Here is a 19,830-nt window from a genome sequence, read left to right as displayed (position 1 = left end):
TTTCTATATGGTTATGGTCTTCGTCTCTGGTTGAATATATAAGTTATTATTTATTCTATGGAATATTTTGAATGGAACGAAAATTGAGTGCCATTGGCTTCAACAAATTTATTCAGGATGTAGGACTATGCTGAAAACACGCCTATTCTTTTCAAGCTTAATACTCGCGGCATTGAGTTCCGCCAACCCTGCGGTGGCCGGCACCATCGTGAATGGCAGTTTTGACAACGATCTGTCCGGCTGGACGGCATTGACCAGCGGAGGAGCTGCGCAATGGGAAGCCGGCGCCGCCGTTTTAGCGGGTGGACAAGGCGCAAATCCGTTCGCGGCCAGTCTGGTGCAAGGCGATGACGGTAGTTTTAGTTTTACTTCACCGATCATCCTTAGTGCCGGTAACGACTGGTTAAAGTTTGATGTCAGTTTCACTTCGCTAGGCGTTGATGCGCTGGAGACCCCAAGCGGATTTACCGACAATTTGACGCTTACCTTATACGACGCGGACGATATTACGGGCGCCAGCGATGCGTTGATCGCATCAATCGATTCGACGACCGTTGGAGTGGCCTCTATCGCTTTCGACCTGTCGGCGTTTATCGGTCGATCCGTCGCGTTTTCCTTCGAGTTTAACGACGAGAACGATGGTTTCGATTATTCGGCGGCCATAGACAACGTGCGTTTTGAAGCCAGTCCGGTACCCGTGCCGCCGTCGGTTTTATTCGAGGCTACAGCACTAGCCGGTTTCGCGGTTGCCTCTATCATCCGCCGCCGCAGAAACGCTTGATTTGAGCTAGAAAGTTTGAATTGCCTCAGGTGTTGGCCGCTGATAGACTCGGCGGCCAATATTCGCGGGAAGTGTCGGAAGATTTTACGGATATAAATCTTCTCAGACGGCTAAGGTCGCGAATCGTAAACGACAAAGGTTCCCCTTGTAATGGGTGTCTAAGCGATCGATAAAAATTATAAAAGGAGTGAGGGATGTCGCCGAGCCAGCGAGCGATCAAGTCGAAAGTGGAGCTTGATCCAAATACGCCGATTCTAAAGTCAGGCGAGAAGAGGACCGCAAATTCGGCAGTCTGGCTGTTGTTGCCTTTGCTCGTGCTGTCTTTTTTCCAAAACGGCTTTGAGCGTCGCGGCGACGAATTGGGAACCTGTCTCGACCAGCCAAGTGACGGTGAAGGTAGCCAACCCGGTGCGCAATCGGCGTGCGGCGGACGCGACGGTGGCGGTGACGCTGAACAACGTCAGCGGCCAAAGCCTGAAAGGCCCGTTCCGGCTGGTCATCGTCGGTCTGAGCCCGGCGGCGAAAGTGGCTATCGGCAACGCCAGCGGCACCACCGCCGCCGGCGAAGCCTACTACGACCTGACCGGCTATCTCGGCAACGACATCACGCCCGGCGGCAGCGGTCTGGTCTCGGTCATCGTCACCGGCGGCGGCCCCAATACCTTCAGCTTCACGACCCGGCTGGAACGCCAAGTGCAAAGCCCAGCGCTGGCCGTCAAAATCACCAGCCCGGCCACGCTCTTAACCGTCGGCCACACCCCGCAAACCGTCAAAGGCACCGTCAACGACCCCAGCGCCCAAGTCACCCTGAACGGCGCGCCGGTCACTCACGGCAACGGCAGCTTTCAAGCCGACGTCGCGCTGGAAGAAGGCCACAACACCATCACCGCTCGGGCGGTCAACGCCCAGGGCGAAGACGTCAGCGACACCATCTCGCTATCGCTGGACATGACCCCGCCCTACCTGACCGTCGAATCGCCGAAAAATGGCGACACCGTGCGCACCGACCACATCGCCGTGTCCGGCCTGATCAACGACATCGTACGCGGCACCGTCGCCGCCGGCCAAGCCAACGTCAAAGTCAACGGCATCGCCGCCACGATCGCCAACCGCAGCTACCTGGCCCAAAACATCCCGCTCGCCGTCGGCACCAACACCCTCAAAATCGACGCCGCCGACAACGTCGGCAACACCAGCAGCCTCAGCCTGCAAGTCAGCTACCAACCGCTGGCGCCGCAACACATCGAACTGCTCGGCGGCCAAAACCAAAGCGGCAAGATCAACAGCGTGCTAGCCCAAACCCTCAAAGTCAAACTGCTGGACGGCGCCAACCAAGCGGTCGCGGGCAAACCTGTCATCTTCCGCGTCACCGAAGGCGACGGCATCGTCGGCGCCGGCAACAGCGACCAAGGCCAAGGCGTCCTGGTCCAAACCGACGCCCAAGGCATCGCCGCCACCGCCTTCAAACTCGGTAGCCGAGCCGGCAGCGGCAACCAACGGGTCCGCGCCACCTCGGTCGGCTTCGACGGCGAAGCCCTGTTTTATGCCAGCGCCACAGTCGGGGCCGGCGGCAAAGTCACCGTCAACAGCGGCAACAACCAACGCGGCGCGGTCGGCCAAGCGCTGCCGCTACCCTTCGTCGTCGCCGTGGTCGACGACGGCGCCAACGTCGTGCCCGGCGCCCAAATAGAATTCAAAGTCACCCAAGGCAGCGGCCGCTTCCAAAACGGCCAAACCACGCTGACCGCCACCACCGACAGCGACGGCCGGGCCACCGCCGAATTCACGCTGGGCAGCGAAGACGGCCTCGACGTCCACCGCGCCACCGCCACCCTGGTTGGCACCAGCCTCTACGCCGGCTTCACCGCCTCCGCGCTAAAAACCGGCAACGCCGGCCAAACCAGCATCAGCGGCGTCGTGCTCGACAACCAAGAACACCCGTTGCCGAACGTCACCGTCCGAGTCGACGGCACCACCCGCGAAGCACAAACCGGCACCCAAGGCCAATTCAAAATCAGCGAAGTCCCGGTCGGCGCAGTGCGCTTGATCGCCGACGGCAGCACCACCAGTGCCGAAGGCGAATGGCCCACGCTCGCCTTCAACCTGGTCACCATCGCCGGTGCCGACAACCCGCTGTCCGCGCCGATCTACCTGGTCAAACTCGACACCGTCAACGCCAAAACCGTCGGCGACCAAGACGTCACGCTGACCCTGCCCGACGTACCCGGCTTCGCGTTGGAAGTCAAACGCGGCTCGGTCACCTTCCCGGACGGCAAGAAGACCGGCAAGCTCTCGGTCACGCCGGTCAACGCCAGCAAAATCCCGATGGCGCCGCCCAACGGCATGCAGCCGCAGTTTATTGTCACCATCCAACCGGTCGGGGCCAAATTCGACCCGCCGGCCCGGCTGACCCTGCCCAACGTCGACGGCCACAAACCCGGCGCGCAAGTGGAGATGTATTCCTACGACCACGACCTGGAAGAATTCGTAGCGATCGGCCTCGGCACGGTCAGCACCGACGGCAGCATCATCAAATCCAATGATGGCGTGGGAGTGATTAAGGCGGGCTGGCATTGCGGCAGTCAGCCGGGGGGCAGCGGATGCGCGGCCAGTCCTGGGGAATGTCAAAAATGCGAGGGCAATTGCGTTATCGTTGATTTACCCAAGGTGCCGAACGTGGCGGGCGATTGCTTGAAACCCAAGGATTGCAAGTCCTCGGAAGCCGACCCGAGCGACGTTCCGGCGGATGTCGCCGGCGATTGTAAAAAGCCCGCTTGCCCGTCTCCAACCGTGGATACCGGCGACAAACCGTCCGAGGAATGTAAACAATGTCAATCCGACGGCTCGATCGGTAACAAACCGGATGGTCAGTTTCCCGAGTCGACGACGCGCTGTTGCTATCAAGGTGAATCGGTGCCGAAAACGCCGGCCGATTTTGCAAGCTTGGCGAAGTGCCCTCAAAAAAAGCAGAACACCACACGAAATCATGAAATCGACGGTTGCTCCAATTCGCCCGACGACTTGGAGAGTTGGGACAACCTGCCGTTCGCCACGAATTACGACATGTACGTGACCAATCCGATCTGGGGTACCGTGTTGGGTACGATTTCCAATGCAACTGCCGCGACCCAGACCTTGCCGTGCAATTTGCACGACATTTGTTATCAAACCTGCGGCTCCAGCCAAGCTACTTGCGATGCCGCCTTGGGCGCCGGAATTACCGCGAGTTGCGATACCGGCTACCCCTTCCCTTGCCCTTATGCAACGGCGTCGCAATGTCTGGAATACGATGAGGAATACGCGAGTTGTCGTGGTATCGGTCCGGTCTATCAAGACGGGGTTGCCAATTTCGGTAGCTCGGCTTTTGAAGAACGGCAAACTCAGTATTGCGAGTGTTGCTAAGCGCCATGAAAACGATTAGCTGGAGAATCTTTTTAGTGCTGGCGGTGATGTTGCGAGTCGAACTCGCGGCGGCAGACGTCAAAGTCTTCGAGTCATTATTTGCTAGGTATCAGGCAAATATCGATCAACAGTTTATTCGAATGATTCCGGAGGACGCGGATTCCCCTGCGATCCTGTATAAAAAATATCTGGATCACCGCAAGGCAAAAGCGCTTCCAGGCCAGGCCGAAAGCGTCGAATATTTAATCTATGATAGCCGCGCCGGTAAATCGATTAGTTTATGGGAAGCGAGAGCGGCCGATAAAACCGTCGTGGGCAAGATCGTCAAGAGAGATGACGGATATCTGATACCTTTGCTGAACGGAAAAGATCTCAAGATATTTAAATACAGTCCAAAGCAACAAAAACTTGAATCGGTAAATTTGAAGCCGTTCGGTGTTAAGGCCGGTAATTCAGTCAAGCAACTTTTTCACATTTCTACCGGTTATATTGCCTTGGTTGACGCGGGAAAAACTTCAAAATTGGTTTTCCAGGCCTATGGCTCCGATGAGCAATTGTCCGTGGATTTTGCCTACCTCCAATTGCCGATCATCGGAATAGAGGATGTTGCGGAGGCTAATGATACGATTTACATCGCAGCTAAGGCGAAAAAGAATTTGGATGAAACAGCCAGCTTTCTTTTTAGAGTTAATAACAAGTTTGCGGCGGACAGCGTAAAAGTGGAAGGATTGGATGTCGATCCGAGATTAGCGCAGCATGCGTCGTTTATATCGACGACGCATGTTCAGCCCTCGCTACAAATAGTCAGTCGTAAGCGAAACCCTAGTCCGCCAAGTTTGTACTTGTATCGTGTTGGAGAGAAGGCCAAATTGATTTGGCATTTCGACTTCGATGAAATCGAAGCCGGGAGTCATTTGCAGATATCTGGAATTTGTCATGATAATTACCTGTTCGCAAGGCGAACAAAGCCAAACGGTAAAATTTCCGATACTGCTGAATTCAGATTACTGAATGCAGAGGGAAAGGAGTTGATGACTTGGACGAAGCAAATGATGACTAACGGGTCACTGGTTGATGTTCGGCCTGAATCGATTGGACAAAGCGTTTTCTTAATCAGCAATTTTTCAAAACTGGAAGATGCCCGCCGGCAGGACGGTTGGTACAGTTGGATGGGATTACAGATTGATAGAGTGCCGGTTTCAGAAGTATGTTCTACCAATCAAAAGGTTAGTTGAAACAGTATTTCCGGCTCTTAAGGAGTCTATGGCTAATGCAGTTTTTCAAGAAAACCAGGTGTGCAAGGTATTGATTGAAGTTGAAATTCGACATGACGAATTAATCAGAGGCTTCTTAAGGTTTCAAGGTCCTAAAATTTAGCGAAGAAATTAGATTTAACGCGCAGGATTTGATAATGCTTTCCGCGACATTAATTTAGCTTGAAGTTATTTAGGCAGGTTGCGAGGAATGACAAGTGATTAGAATTTTTCGGGGGTACTGATGTCGGTTTTTTGGCACGTATTGAGTAATACGATATCGAGAAAGTTAGTTGGCCAAGTTCGCGGTTCCGTATTGGTTAACTTTATAATGGTTCTGTCGGTAGTCTTAATTAGCTGGATCACCCCCGGCGGAAGCGGCGACGAATTGGGAACCTGTCTCGACCAGCCAAGTGACGGTGAAGGTAGCCAACCCGGTGCGCAATCGGCGTGCGGCGGACGCGACGGTGGCGGTGACGCTGAACAACGTCAGCGGCCAAAGCCTGAAAGGCCCGTTCCGGCTGGTCATCGTCGGTCTGAGCCCGGCGGCGAAAGTGGCTATCGGCAACGCCAGCGGCACCACCGCGGCCGGCGAAGCCTACTACGACCTGACCGGCTATCTCGGCAACGACATCACGCCCGGCGGCAGCGGTCTGGTCTCGGTCATCGTCACCGGCGGCGGCCCCAATACCTTCAGCTTCACGACCCGGCTGGAACGCCAAGTGCAAAGCCCAGCGCTGGCCGTCAAAATCACCAGCCCGGCCACGCTCTTAACCGTCGGCCACACCCCGCAAACCGTCAAAGGCACCGTCAACGACCCCAGTGCCCAAGTCACCCTGAACGGCGCGCCGGTCACTCACGGCAACGGCAGCTTTCAAGCCGACGTCGCGCTGGAAGAAGGCCACAACACCATCACCGCTCGGGCGGTCAACGCCCGGGGCGAAGACGTCAGCGACACCATCTCGCTATCGCTGGACATGACCCCGCCCTACCTGACCGTCGAATCGCCGAAAAATGGCGACACCGTGCGCACCGACCACATCGCCGTGTCCGGCCTGATCAACGACATCGTACGCGGCACCGTCGCCGCCGGCCAAGCCAACGTCAAAGTCAACGGCATCGCCGCCACGATCGCCAACCGCAGCTACCTGGCCCAAAACATCCCGCTCGCCGTCGGCACCAACACCCTCAAAATCGACGCCGCCGACAACGTCGGCAACACCAGCAGCCTCAGCCTGCAAGTCAGCTACCAACCGCTGGCGCCGCAACACATCGAACTGCTCGGCGGCCAAAACCAAAGCGGCAAGATCAACAGCGTGCTAGCCCAAACCCTCAAAGTCAAACTGCTGGACGGCGCCAACCAAGCGGTCGCGGGCAAACCTGTCATCTTCCGCGTCACCGAAGGCGACGGCATCGTCGGCGCCGGCAACAGCGACCAAGGCCAAGGCGTCCTGGTCCAAACCGACGCCCAAGGCATCGCCGCCACCGCCTTCAAACTCGGTAGCCGAGCCGGCAGCGGCAACCAACGGGTCCGCGCCACCTCGGTCGGCTTCGACGGCGAAGCCCTGTTTTATGCCAGCGCCACAGTCGGGGCCGGCGGCAAAGTCACCGTCAACAGCGGCAACAACCAACGCGGCGCGGTCGGCCAAGCGCTGCCGCTACCCTTCGTCGTCGCCGTGGTCGACGACGGCGCCAACGTCGTGCCCGGCGCCCAAATAGAATTCAAAGTCACCCAAGGCAGCGGCCGCTTCCAAAACGGCCAAACCACGCTGACCGCCACCACCGACAGCGACGGCCGGGCCACCGCCGAATTCACGCTGGGCAGCGAAGACGGCCTCGACGTCCACCGCGCCACCGCCACCCTGGTTGGCACCAGCCTCTACGCCGGCTTCACCGCCTCCGCGCTAAAAACCGGCAACGCCGGCCAAACCAGCATCAGCGGCGTCGTGCTCGACAACCAAGAACACCCGTTGCCGAACGTCACCGTCCGAGTCGACGGCACCACCCGCGAAGCACAAACCGGCACCCAAGGCCAATTCAAAATCAGCGAAGTCCCGGTCGGCGCAGTGCGCTTGATCGCCGACGGCAGCACCACCAGTGCCGAAGGCGAATGGCCGACCCTGGCCTTCAACCTGGTCACCATCGCCGGTGCCGACAACCCGCTGTCCGCGCCGATCTACCTGGTCAAACTCGACACCGTCAACGCCAAAACCGTCGGCGACCAAGACGTCACGCTGACCCTGCCCGACGTACCCGGCTTCGCGTTGGAAGTCAAACGCGGCTCGGTCACCTTCCCGGACGGCAAGAAGACCGGCAAGCTCTCGGTCACGCCGGTCAACGCCAGCAAAATCCCGATGGCGCCGCCCAACGGCATGCAGCCGCAGTTTATTGTCACCATCCAACCGGTCGGGGCCAAATTCGACCCGCCGGCCCGGCTGACCCTGCCCAACGTCGACGGCCACAAACCCGGCGCGCAAGTGGAAATGTACTCCTACGACCACGACCTGGAAGAATTCGTAGCGATCGGCCTCGGCACCGTCAGCACCGACGGCAGCATCATTAAGAGCAACGATGGTGTCGGAGTAATTAAGGCGGGCTGGCATTGCGGGTCTCAGCCGGGAGGCAGTGGTTGCGCATATTCTGCGGAATGCCAGACTTGCAGTGGAAACTGCCAGCTAAGCAATAAGCCGGATGGGCAAATTCCCGGCGCGCCAAAATGTACTACCTGTAAAAGTGGTGCAAAGGTGCCACCCAAGACAACCCAACAATGTTGTACGGAAGTGGCCGGCGCAGGCGATGCAGGATGGGTTGATTGTTGTAACGGAACTCAAACTACTTGTTTAGACCCAAATTGGCATCCAGGTGGTACTAAAGGTGAACTGATTGTTCGTGATTGTGTGAGGAAGCATGAAGATGTTCATCATGCCCACGTTGAGTGTCCAACCGGCGCAAACGAATGCGATACAACTAGGCCCCCATTTAAGCCAGGCCAGAATCCGAACGCCGGGGAGTGCGCTGCTTATCAAGTGGAATATGCGTGTTATAACGCAGCGAATTGTGGCGGAGATGCGGCTTGTCAAGCCATTGTGGATGCTGAAAAAGCCATTGCGAAAACAAATGCCAATGGTTACGTCAACAATTGTATCCCTTAGTATTAGCAATCTGTCTAGAGAGGAATTACGCAATGAGGTTTTTACTGACAATGGTTTTTTTCTTTACTTCGTCAATTCCAGGGCTGAGGTTTGTGGCGTGACAGAGTTTACAGACGATCAAATTAGAGAAAAAGTTTCAAATGCTCGGGCATCAAATATTGGCATTGCAAAGGCGTACGAAAAGTTTGAGTGGTCCGTACACAAGGATGGCTGTTACTACATTTACATCGAACATGAGAGTCCGCCAACACCTGGTAAAAGCCAAGTATTCAGATTGAACCAATACGGCGTTTTGGTTGATGCTTTTCGTGGGCGCTAATTAATGAGGTTATCCTATGCAGAAGTTTAGTTATGTGTATCCGCTTACTTTTCTTATTGTGTTAAGCATTTTATTTTTGTCGAGTGCTAATGCGATGGAGTGTCCTGGAACAAAGTTATCTGAAGCTCAGTTGATTGATATAGTTAATAAGGCGCGTTTGTCTAATTTGGATTTGCCCAAGGTATTTGAAAAAAGCAAAACAAAATTAGTAATGGTTCGGTGTCTATACATGCTTCAAGAAGTTGCTTTACCTGAAAGTCTAAATAAATCTAATACGTTCACCATAGATCCGTTTGGTCAGTTGGTGGATTTTTCATCTGATACCAAAAACAAGTAGTCTTTAATTTAAGTGTTTATGCGGAAGTTAAGCTGGTTGTTATATATATCATTAATACTGATTTGTTTTTACCTGGTTTAGCCGCTGATGCTGATGAAAAGTGGGTGGCGGACGAGATATTCACGCAAATGTCCGAGATGCGTAAGGAAATTGGGGCGCTAAAAGAAAAAATAGCGACGCTAGAACAAAAAATTAGTGAAGGTAAGCCGAAATCGTCACCTATTCCGCTGGCGGGCAGCGAGGCAATGACGTTGGGTAAGGCGGATGCCGGTATTGCGATTCTGGAGTTTTCTGATTACGAATGCCCATTTTGCGGAAAGCATTACAAAAACGTTTTGCCCAAACTGCGCGAAAGTTATATCGATAAAGGCAAGGTTAAATACGTGATGAAAGATTTTCCGCTGGATTTCCACGCTCATGCCAAAAAAGCCTCGCTAGCCGCGCGTTGCGCGGGCGAGCAGAAGCAATACTGGGCGATGCACGACGCAATTTTCGAGGCCCGCGGCCAGGCTAGCGACGAATTAATTGCCAGCGTTGCGCAACAATATAAATTGGATGAATCCGCATTGAAGAAGTGTCTTGATGACCCGGCGCAATTAACAAAGGTACAGAACGACATCGCGCTTGGCAGTCGTTTGGGCGTTAACGGTACGCCTGCGTTCTTAATTGGGCGGATCAAGGATAAACAGTTAGTCGATTACCGGCGCTTCGACGGCATGCAGTCGTTCGAAACCTTCGTCGCCGCGATCGACAGTTTAAAAAAGTAATATTCGAAGCGTCTGCGGTATCGGGAGATAAAGACGATGAACACTCAGGTCATGAAAGCTTTTTATGTGTTGGTCTTGTTGTTGGGGCTTGCTGGAAGCGGGCAATCGGCGGCCAACGTGCTGGATGAGAACTGCGTCGTCAATATTCTCAACCGAACCGTACAGGTCGGCAAGGATGGTGCTTGGTCGATGCCTAACGTGCCCTCGCAAATGGGCCGGGTCAGAGCCAGGGCGACTTGCACCAAGCTGGGCGACACCTTCTCCGGAGAAAGCGATTACTTCAATATTGTCCAAAACGGCATCGTTAACGTGCCGGACATCACGTTTGAGAATATTGAACCCATCCCTGTTAGCCTGAAGGTCAGCGAACCCACAGTCGAAACTCTCTCCAGCCAAGGCGCAACCGCGCAGTTAAAGGTTGAAGCAACCTACCGCGACGGTACCGTCAAAAACGTCACCGCCTCCTCGAACGGTACAAACTATAGTTCCAGCAACCCGGCTATTGTGTCGGTCAACGCCGAAGGCTTGGTTACCGCGGTCTCCAGCGGTAGCGTATTGATCACTGCCCGCAAGGATGAAGTCGTCGCCTTCAAACGCATCAGCGTGTCGACGACCGGAGATGCCGATAACGACGGTCTGCCGGACGATTTCGAGCTGGCCAACGGTTTGAACCCGAACGATCCTCTCGACGCGCAAGAAGACCCCGATAACGACGGTTTGACGACCAAACGCGAGTACCAGTTGGGTACTAATTTCCGTTTGGCGGATACCGACGGCGACGGCTTAAGCGACGGCATTGAAGTCGCCGGCTCCAACGGCTACACCACCGATCCGCTGAAAGCCGACAGCGACGGCGACGGTGTAAACGACAACGATGAAATCCTCGCTGGTTACAACCCGACCGACGGTACTGACGGCGGCGGTCGCAGTTTTGTCGAGCTGATCGTCGCGCCGGCTAATCCGACGATGACGTTCAATACGGTTTATAACGAGGCCAATTTACAGGTGAAAGTGTCCGGCAAGCGCGGAAACGGCACGCTTGAGGACATTACCGCTAAATCCACCGGCACTAGTTACAGCTCCAGCAACTTGAGCGTTGTTAGCTTCGGTGCCAAGGACGGTTTATTGTTTGCAGGTCAGGCCGGAACCGCGAATTTAACGGTTCGTAACGGTGGATTGGAAAAAACCGTCACAGTCACCGTCGGTTCGTTCAGCCCGACCGCGCTATCGTCGATTTCAATCCCCGGTTATGCCAACAATGTCGATGTTGCCGGCGATTTTGCTTATGTTGCCGCTGGTAGCAAGGGCTTACAAATCGTTAACGTTGCCAACCATGCCGGCCCGACTATAGTTGGTAGCCTGGATACTGCGGGGACCGCGATCGATGTCAGAGTGGTGGGCAACGTGGTTTATCTTGCCGACGGCGAAGATGGTTTGCAGATTATTGACGTCAGCGATCCGGCCAATCCGCTTCTACTCGCCTCTTACGAAACGGCGGGCGTCGCGCAAGACGTCAAAATCGACAACCAATTCGCCTACGTTGCCGACGGTAACGGTGGCCTGGAAATCGTGGATGTCCATAAACCCGCGCAACCGATCGCGGCTGGCTCTCTCGGTGGACTCGGCGAAGCTAAAGGTGTGGATGCGCAAGGTAATATCGTGGCCGTGGTCGCTGGAACTTCGCTGCATATCATTGATGTAACCGACAAAGCCAATCCTGTTAAAAAAGGCAGCCTTAGTATCGGTCCGGTAAAAGACGTTGCCGTCAAGGACGGTTACGCGTATGTCTCGGCCTATACCTCCGGCTTCAAGGCAGTCAATATAGGCGATCCAACAAATCCTATCATCGTGGCTTCCGATGCGGCGTTTTATCCGTACGACGTTGAATTGACCGATAGCTTTGCGTTTTTCGCCGAAGTCTTGTTTGTCAATTCAGTCCCGTACGTCAATATCGAAGACCCGGAATCCGCGGTGTTTCAAGGCACTGTCGACTTTAGAAATTTCAACGACTACAACGGCACCGGCGTCGCGCTGGATTCCAACTACGTTTACCTGACCGCATCCAGTTCAATCTCCGATTTCGAAGCGAACGGTACCTCGACGTTATTGATCGGACAATACCGTTTGACAGAAGACAAGGGTGGCGTCGCGCCGACGATAGAGATCAGCGAGCCGCCGCAAGATACCGTTGTTGTCGAAGGTAAAAAGGTTACCGTGACGGCGACCGCCGATGACGATATCGGCGTGAAGTCGGTCTCGTTCATCGTGGACGGTCAAACGGTCTACACCGATACCTCTCGGCCTTATCAGTACCCGGTGACCGTGCCGTTCGGCACTGTCGGCAACACGATAACCGTTGTGGCCAAGGCAATCGATTTCGGCGGTAACGAGCAAACTTCAACCAATTTAACCTTGACCGTGCAAGCGGATACCGACCGCGACGGTTTGAGCGACGAACAAGAAGCCATTTACGGTTCGAACGTTAACGACACCGATTCCGACGACGATGGTCTTTCCGACGGCGACGAAGTCGACATGCACACCAACCCGATCGATACCGATTCCGACGACGACGGCGTTCCCGACGGGACCGAGGTGCAAAACGGTACCGATCCTTTGAATCCCGACGTAACGCCGCCGACGGTGTCCGTAACGTCGCCGGCCGACGCATCGATCGACATTCCGGAGAACAATCCGATCATTGTCAGCTTCGGCGAGTCGTTGTCCGCCAAATCGATTAATGCCGATTCCATTACCGTTTTTCAAGGTTTGTTGGAAGGGGGCGCCAAGATTGCCGGGAAGGTGCGACTGTCGAGCGACGGCTTGCAACTGATTTTTACGCCCGCCGATTTATTGGCGGACTATACCGAATATAAGGTTGTAGTCGCCGGAGTGCGCGATCGCGCGGGAAATCCGATCGCGACTCCCTATTCGTTCCATTACAAAACCGGAAACACTGTCGATACGACGCCGCCCACGGTAGCGGCTATCGACCCAGCCGCCAACAGTACCGGCGTAGCAGTCAATGTTGTAGTCGGTATCCGCTTTAGCGAACCGGTGCATGGAGATACCGTTAACGATCAAAGCGTTCAACTCTACGATCAAGTCACGGGGCAACAAATTCTCGGCGTCGTAACGCTAAACGGCGACGGGCAAAGCGCGACCTTCGTTCCGAACGTCGCGTTGGCGGTTGGGCGGCAACACCGGATAGCCGTCACTAACGCCATCAAGGACTTGTTCGGAAACCCACTGGGCTACGTCAATTACTACTTCACGACCTCGTTTGACCGAGACGCGAATGGGCCACGCATCCTTGGATTCAGCGTCGGGGCAGCGCAACTCGACGTCCCGACGAACGCAGTGCTGCAAGTGCAATTCGACGAACCGGTGAGCGGTTTTAGCCTGAGTGGAGTGGAACTGCGCAAGGGCGGCGACGCGATCGCGACGACGCGCGAGCTGAGCGGCGACCGGAAAACCCTGACGTTGAAACTGCAACAACCGCTGCTGGCGAACACCGGCTACAGCCTGCACGTCGAAGGCGTGGAAGACCTGAGCGGCAACGTACTGGGCACGGCACAGGACAGAAGCTTCACGACCGGCGCGGGCGCCGACCTGCTCTCGACCAGTGTGGTGCAATACAGTCCGGCCAACAACACCAGCGGCATCGGCCTGAATAGCCCGGTGGTGATCACCTTCGCCGAACGGCTCAACCCGCTGGCATTGAACAGCGACACGATCGCCTTGTACGACGCGGTGACCGGGCAACGGCCGAGCGCGAGCTACGCGCTGAGCGCAGACGGCAAAACCGTCACGCTGACGCCGAACGCCGCGTTGACCGCCAACCGGCAATATTATATTTACATCAGCAACTGGGCACCGCTACCGGACCAAGCCGGCAACCGGATCAACTACGCCAACTGGTACTTCCGGACCGGGAGCGCCAGCGACCAGGAAGCGCCGCTGGTCAGCGGACAAAACATCGTTGACGGCGCCAGCGGCATCGCGGTCAACGCCAAACTGCGCTTCGTGCTGGACGAACCGATCAGCGCCTTCAGCGTCGCCGGCAGCGTCCGGCTCAGCGTCGGCGGCGTCGACGTAGCCGGCACCGCCAGCCTGGGTAGCGACAACCGGACCATCACCTTCACCCCGAGCAGCACGCTGGCGATCAACAGCGACTACACCGTCGTGCTGGATGGCCTGTACGACTACATCGGCAACCGCCTGAGCGCCGTGACCAGCCACTTCACGACCGGCGCCAGCGCCACCGCCGACACCACCGGCGCGACGGTAACGATCAGTCCGGCCAACGCCGCCACCGGCGTCAGCGCCAGCGCGCCGATCACCTTCAGCTTCAGCGAAGCGATCGACCCGACCACCCTGGACAGCGGCATCGCCATCAGCGCCAGCGGCTATAGCGGCCAACTGGCCGGCAGCTTCGCGCAAAGCGGCAACGTCGTCACCTTCAGCCCATTGACCCCGCTGCCCGGCAACACCCAGATCAACATCACCGTCAACGGCGTCCTCGATCTGGCCGGCAACAGCAACAGCTACCGCTACCAATACTTCACCACCGGCACCGGCGGCGACAATACCGCGCCGCAACTGCTATCCATCACCCCGAACGACGGCGCGATGGACGTTTACGGCAACAACCCGATCGTCCTGACCTTCTCCGAATCGCTCAACCAAAGCACGGTCAGCAACAGCGTCGGCCTGTTCGTCAACGGCGACGTCGTCAGACCGTCAATCAGCTACTCGGCCGACAGCCGCACCGTCACCCTCAACTACAACCTGCCGGCCTCGGCCCTGGTGACCGTCCTGCTGACCGACGACATCAAAGACCTCAGCGGCAACCGGCTAGCCGACACCGTCAAAGTCTTCACGACCGCCGCGGCCAACGACACCGGCCGGCCCAGCATCGCCACCGCCTTACCCGGCAACGGCGCCTACAACGTGCTGTCCAAAAACAAAATCGTGCTGTACAGCAACGAAGCGCTCAAAGCCAGCAGTCTGGCCGGCGCGCTGCACGTCTCGCAAAATGGCGTCCTGATCACCGGCAACCTGCAACTGATCGGCGACGGCCGCACCTTGGTCTACACCCCGGCGCAGCCCTGGGCGAAAGACGCGCGGATCGAAGTATTCCTGGACAGCACCGCCCAAGACCTGAGCGGCAATGCCCTGAACAGCTTCTACACCTCGTTCCGGACCGAAGAAGACCCGGCGACGAAAACCCCGTACGTCCTGGCGTTGAACACCGACGACGGCATCACGCTGCCGCTGAACCCGGCGATCGAGCTGCAATTCAACGAAGCGCTAGACCCGGCCACGGTCGACAACAGCCGCTTCGTCCTGCGCAACTACTACTACGGCGCCGAAATACCGACCACGGTCAGCCTGCTGAAAGGCAACCGCGTCGTCAGGCTCGTGCCCAACGCCGCGTTGCAAGCCAACCAAGGCTATCAAATCGGCATCCGCGCCGGGGTCAAAGACGCCAGCGGCGCCGAATCGACCTACAACAGCGACTACCTCTGGTACTTCGCGACGGCGGTCGGCGCCACGGCGGACAGCATCGTGCCGAAAGTCACGGCGCTCAGTCCGATCGACGGCGCCGGCCAAGTCGGCATCAACAACCGCGTCTCGATCCGCTTCGACGAAGCGGTCAGCCCGCTGAGCTTCCTCGGCGACGACGGCGACCAGCCGCTGGCGCAAGTACCGAACTACGATGCGCGTAGCTACTCGCTCAGCTTCAGCGACGGCAACCGGCAAGTCAGCTACCTGCCGCACGAACCGTGGCCGGTGGACAGCGACGTCACGCTAACGGTGGATCAACCCCAAGACTACGCCGGCAACGCCGTGGTCAGCCGGAGCAGCCAATTCAGCACCGGCAACGGTCCGGACACCGCCTCGCCCAGCGTCGTGGAATGGAGCATGGCCGCGAGCGCGACCAACGTCCCGGTCAACGCCGTCTTCAAAGCACGGATGAGCGAAGCGATCGACCCGGTCACGGTCAACGACGGCGGTTTGTACCTGTACGACACCGTCACCGGCCAGCACGTCCCGGCGAGCCTGGACCTGAGCACCGACGGCCGCACGCTCACCCTCGTGCCGACGCAAGCCTTGGCGGTAGGGCGCAACTACTACTTCTACGTCTACTCCGTTCAAGACATGAACGGCAACAACGCCTATCAGAGCCGCTATTTCACGGCGGCACTGACGGCGGACAACCTGGCGCCCAACGTCGTCGGCTACAGCATCGTCGCCGACCAACTCGACGTCCCGACGAACGCAGTGCTGCAAGTGCAATTCGACGAACCGGTGAGCGGTTTGAGCTTGGGCGGAGTGGAACTGCGCAAGGGCGGCGACGCGATCGCGACGACGCGCGAGCTGAGCGGCGACCGGAAAACCCTGACATTCAGACTGCAACAACCGCTGCTGGCGAACACCGGCTACAGCCTGCACGTCGAAGGCGTGGAAGACCTGAGCGGCAACGTACTGGGCACGGCACAGGACAGAAGCTTCACGACCGGCGCGGGCGCCGACCTGCTCTCGACCAGTGTGGTGCAATACAGTCCGGCCAACAACACCAGCGGCATCGGCCTGAATAGCCCGGTGGTGATCACCTTCGCCGAACGGCTCAACCCGCTGGCATTGAACAGCGACACGATCGCCTTGTACGACGCGGTGACCGGGCAACGGCCGAGCGCGAGCTACGCGCTGAGCGCAGACGGCAAAACCGTCACGCTGACGCCGAACGCCGCGTTGACCGCCAACCGGCAATATTATATTTACATCAGCAACTGGGCACCGCTACCGGACCAAGCCGGCAACCGGATCAACTACGCCAACTGGTACTTCCGGACCGGGAGCGCCAGCGACCAGGAAGCGCCGCTGGTCAGCGGACAAAACATCGTTGACGGCGCCAGCGGCATCGCGGTCAACGCCAAACTGCGCTTCGTGCTGGACGAACCGATCAGCGCCTTCAGCGTCGCCGGCAGCGTCCGGCTCAGCGTCGGCGGCGTCGACGTAGCCGGCACCGCCAGCCTGGGTAGCGACAACCGGACCATCACCTTCACCCCGAGCAGCACGCTGGCGATCAACAGCGACTACACCGTCGTGCTGGATGGCCTGTACGACTACATCGGCAACCGCCTGAGCGCCGTGACCAGCCACTTCACGACCGGCGCCAGCGCCACCGCCGACACCACCGGCGCGACGGTAACGATCAGTCCGGCCAACGCCGCCACCGGCGTCAGCGCCAGCGCGCCGATCACCTTCAGCTTCAGCGAAGCGATCGACCCGACCACCCTGGACAGCGGCATCGCCATCAGCGCCAGCGGCTATAGCGGCCAACTGGCCGGCAGCTTCGCGCAAAGCGGCAACGTCGTCACCTTCAGCCCATTGACCCCGCTGCCCGGCAACACCCAGATCAACATCACCGTCAACGGCGTCCTCGATCTGGCCGGCAACAGCAACAGCTACCGCTACCAATACTTCACCACCGGCACCGGCGGCGACAATACCGCGCCGCAACTGCTATCCATCACCCCGAACGACGGCGCGATGGACGTTTACGGCAACAACCCGATCGTCCTGACCTTCTCCGAATCGCTCAACCAAAGCACGGTCAGCAACAGCGTCGGCCTGTTCGTCAACGGCGACGTCGTCAGACCGTCAATCAGCTACTCGGCCGACAGCCGCACCGTCACCCTCAACTACAACCTGCCGGCCTCGGCCCTGGTGACCGTCCTGCTGACCGACGACATCAAAGACCTCAGCGGCAACCGGCTAGCCGACACCGTCAAAGTCTTCACGACCGCCGCGGCCAACGACACCGGCCGGCCCAGCATCGCCACCGCCTTACCCGGCAACGGCGCCTACAACGTGCTGTCCAAAAACAAAATCGTGCTGTACAGCAACGAAGCGCTCAAAGCCAGCAGTCTGGCCGGCGCGCTGCACGTCTCGCAAAATGGCGTCCTGATCACCGGCAACCTGCAACTGATCGGCGACGGCCGCACCTTGGTCTACACCCCGGCGCAGCCCTGGGCGAAAGACGCGCGGATCGAAGTATTCCTGGACAGCACCGCCCAAGACCTGAGCGGCAATGCCCTGAACAGCTTCTACACCTCGTTCCGGACCGAAGAAGACCCGGCGACGAAAACCCCGTACGTCCTGGCGTTGAACACCGACGACGGCATCACGCTGCCGCTGAACCCGGCGATCGAGCTGCAATTCAACGAAGCGCTAGACCCGGCCACGGTCGACAACAGCCGCTTCGTCCTGCGCAACTACTACTACGGCGCCGAAATACCGACCACGGTCAGCCTGCTGAAAGGCAACCGCGTCGTCAGGCTCGTGCCCAACGCCGCGTTGCAAGCCAACCAAGGCTATCAAATCGGCATCCGCGCCGGGGTCAAAGACGCCAGCGGCGCCGAATCGACCTACAACAGCGACTACCTCTGGTACTTCGCGACGGCGGTCGGCGCCACGGCGGACAGCATCGTGCCGAAAGTCACGGCGCTCAGTCCGATCGACGGCGCCGGCCAAGTCGGCATCAACAACCGCGTCTCGATCCGCTTCGACGAAGCGGTCAGCCCGCTGAGCTTCCTCGGCGACGACGGCGACCAGCCGCTGGCGCAAGTACCGAACTACGATGCGCGTAGCTACTCGCTCAGCTTCAGCGACGGCAACCGGCAAGTCAGCTACCTGCCGCACGAACCGTGGCCGGTGGACAGCGACGTCACGCTAACGGTGGATCAACCCCAAGACTACGCCGGCAACGCCGTGGTCAGCCGGAGCAGCCAATTCAGCACCGGCAACGGTCCGGACACCGCCTCGCCCAGCGTCGTGGAATGGAGCATGGCCGCGAGCGCGACCAACGTCCCGGTCAACGCCGTCTTCAAAGCACGGATGAGCGAAGCGATCGACCCGGTCACGGTCAACGACGGCGGTTTGTACCTGTACGACACCGTCACCGGCCAGCACGTCCCGGCGAGCCTGGACCTGAGCACCGACGGCCGCACGCTCACCCTCGTGCCGACGCAAGCCTTGGCGGTAGGGCGCAACTACTACTTCTACGTCTACTCCGTTCAAGACATGAACGGCAACAACGCCTATCAGAGCCGCTATTTCACGGCGGCACTGACGGCGGACAACCTGGCGCCCAACGTCGTCGGCTACAGCATCGTCGCCGACCAACTCGACGTCCCGACGAACGCAGTGCTGCAAGTGCAATTCGACGAACCGGTGAGCGGTTTGAGCTTGGGCGGAGTGGAACTGCGCAAGGGCGGCGACGCGATCGCGACGACGCGCGAGCTGAGCGGCGACCGGAAAACCCTGACATTCAGACTGCAACAACCGCTGCTGGCGAACACCGGCTACAGCCTGCACGTCGAAGGCGTGGAAGACCTGAGCGGCAACGTACTGGGCACGGCACAGGACAGAAGCTTCACGACCGGCGCGGGCGCCGACCTGCTCTCGACCAGCGTGGTGCAATACAGCCCGGCCAACAACACCAGCGGCATTGGCCTGAATAGCCCGGTGGTGATCACCTTTGCCGAACGGCTCAACCCGCTGGCATTGAACAGCGACACGATCGCGCTGTACGACGCGGTGACCGGGCAACGGCCGAGCGCGAGCTACGCGCTGAGCGCCGACGGCAAAACCGTCACGCTGACGCCGAACGCCGCGTTGACCGCCAACCGGCAGTATTATATTTACATCAGCAACTGGGCACCGCTACCGGATCAAGCCGGCAACCGGATCAACTACGCCAACTGGTACTTCCGGACCGGGACGGAATAGCAGAAGAGGGCAAATCGA

General features: G+C 58.1%; 7 protein-coding genes. All 7 read left to right on the top strand.

Going from position 1 to position 19,830, the window contains the following annotated elements; translation table 11 throughout:
* The first annotated feature begins 193 nt into the window (after nt 1–193).
* Entirely contained in the window at nt 194–781 is a 588-nt protein-coding gene (locus ACP4CD_RS15320; protein ID WP_426991529.1) for a hypothetical protein, read from the top strand.
* A 390-nt stretch (nt 782–1,171) separates the two neighbouring features.
* Nucleotides 1,172–4,183 carry a carboxypeptidase regulatory-like domain-containing protein gene (locus ACP4CD_RS15315; protein ID WP_426991528.1) on the top strand — a complete coding sequence of 1,004 codons (3,012 nt, stop codon included), beginning with the start codon at nt 1,172–1,174 and terminating at the stop codon, nt 4,181–4,183.
* Nucleotides 4,184–4,188: 5 nt separating this feature from the next.
* Nucleotides 4,189–5,418, top strand: coding sequence for a hypothetical protein (locus tag ACP4CD_RS15310; RefSeq protein ID WP_426991526.1), 1,230 nt, complete (start codon nt 4,189–4,191; stop codon nt 5,416–5,418).
* Nucleotides 5,419–5,855: 437 nt separating this feature from the next.
* Nucleotides 5,856–8,588: a carboxypeptidase regulatory-like domain-containing protein gene (locus ACP4CD_RS15305; RefSeq protein WP_426991525.1), complete on the top strand. Its 2,733-nt coding sequence runs from the start codon at nt 5,856–5,858 to the stop codon at nt 8,586–8,588.
* A 335-nt stretch (nt 8,589–8,923) separates the two neighbouring features.
* Nucleotides 8,924–9,244 carry a hypothetical protein gene (locus ACP4CD_RS15300; protein WP_426991523.1) on the top strand — a complete coding sequence of 107 codons (321 nt, stop codon included), beginning with the start codon at nt 8,924–8,926 and terminating at the stop codon, nt 9,242–9,244.
* Nucleotides 9,245–9,306: 62 nt separating this feature from the next.
* On the top strand, nt 9,307–10,011 hold the full coding sequence (locus ACP4CD_RS15295) for a DsbA family protein (RefSeq protein ID WP_426991522.1): 705 nt from the start codon (nt 9,307–9,309) through the stop codon (nt 10,009–10,011).
* A 36-nt stretch (nt 10,012–10,047) separates the two neighbouring features.
* Nucleotides 10,048–19,812, top strand: coding sequence for an Ig-like domain-containing protein (locus ACP4CD_RS15290; RefSeq protein ID WP_426991520.1), 9,765 nt, complete (start codon nt 10,048–10,050; stop codon nt 19,810–19,812).
* Nucleotides 19,813–19,830 lie beyond the last annotated feature (18 nt).

Source organism: Methylomonas stagni (assembly GCF_050154735.1).
GTDB classification, from domain to species: Bacteria; Pseudomonadota; Gammaproteobacteria; order Methylococcales; family Methylomonadaceae; genus Methylomonas; species Methylomonas koyamae_A.
The sequence above is the reverse complement of the archived record's forward strand: the minus strand, read 5'-3'. Positions and strand labels throughout refer to the sequence as shown.

Coding starts and splice junctions, on each gene's coding strand:
- ACP4CD_RS15310 (WP_426991526.1), top strand. CDS start 4,189: ATGAAAACGATTAGCTGGAGAATCTTTTTAGTGCTGGCGGTGATGTTG.
- ACP4CD_RS15300 (WP_426991523.1), top strand. CDS start 8,924: ATGCAGAAGTTTAGTTATGTGTATCCGCTTACTTTTCTTATTGTGTTA.
- ACP4CD_RS15290 (WP_426991520.1), top strand. CDS start 10,048: ATGAACACTCAGGTCATGAAAGCTTTTTATGTGTTGGTCTTGTTGTTG.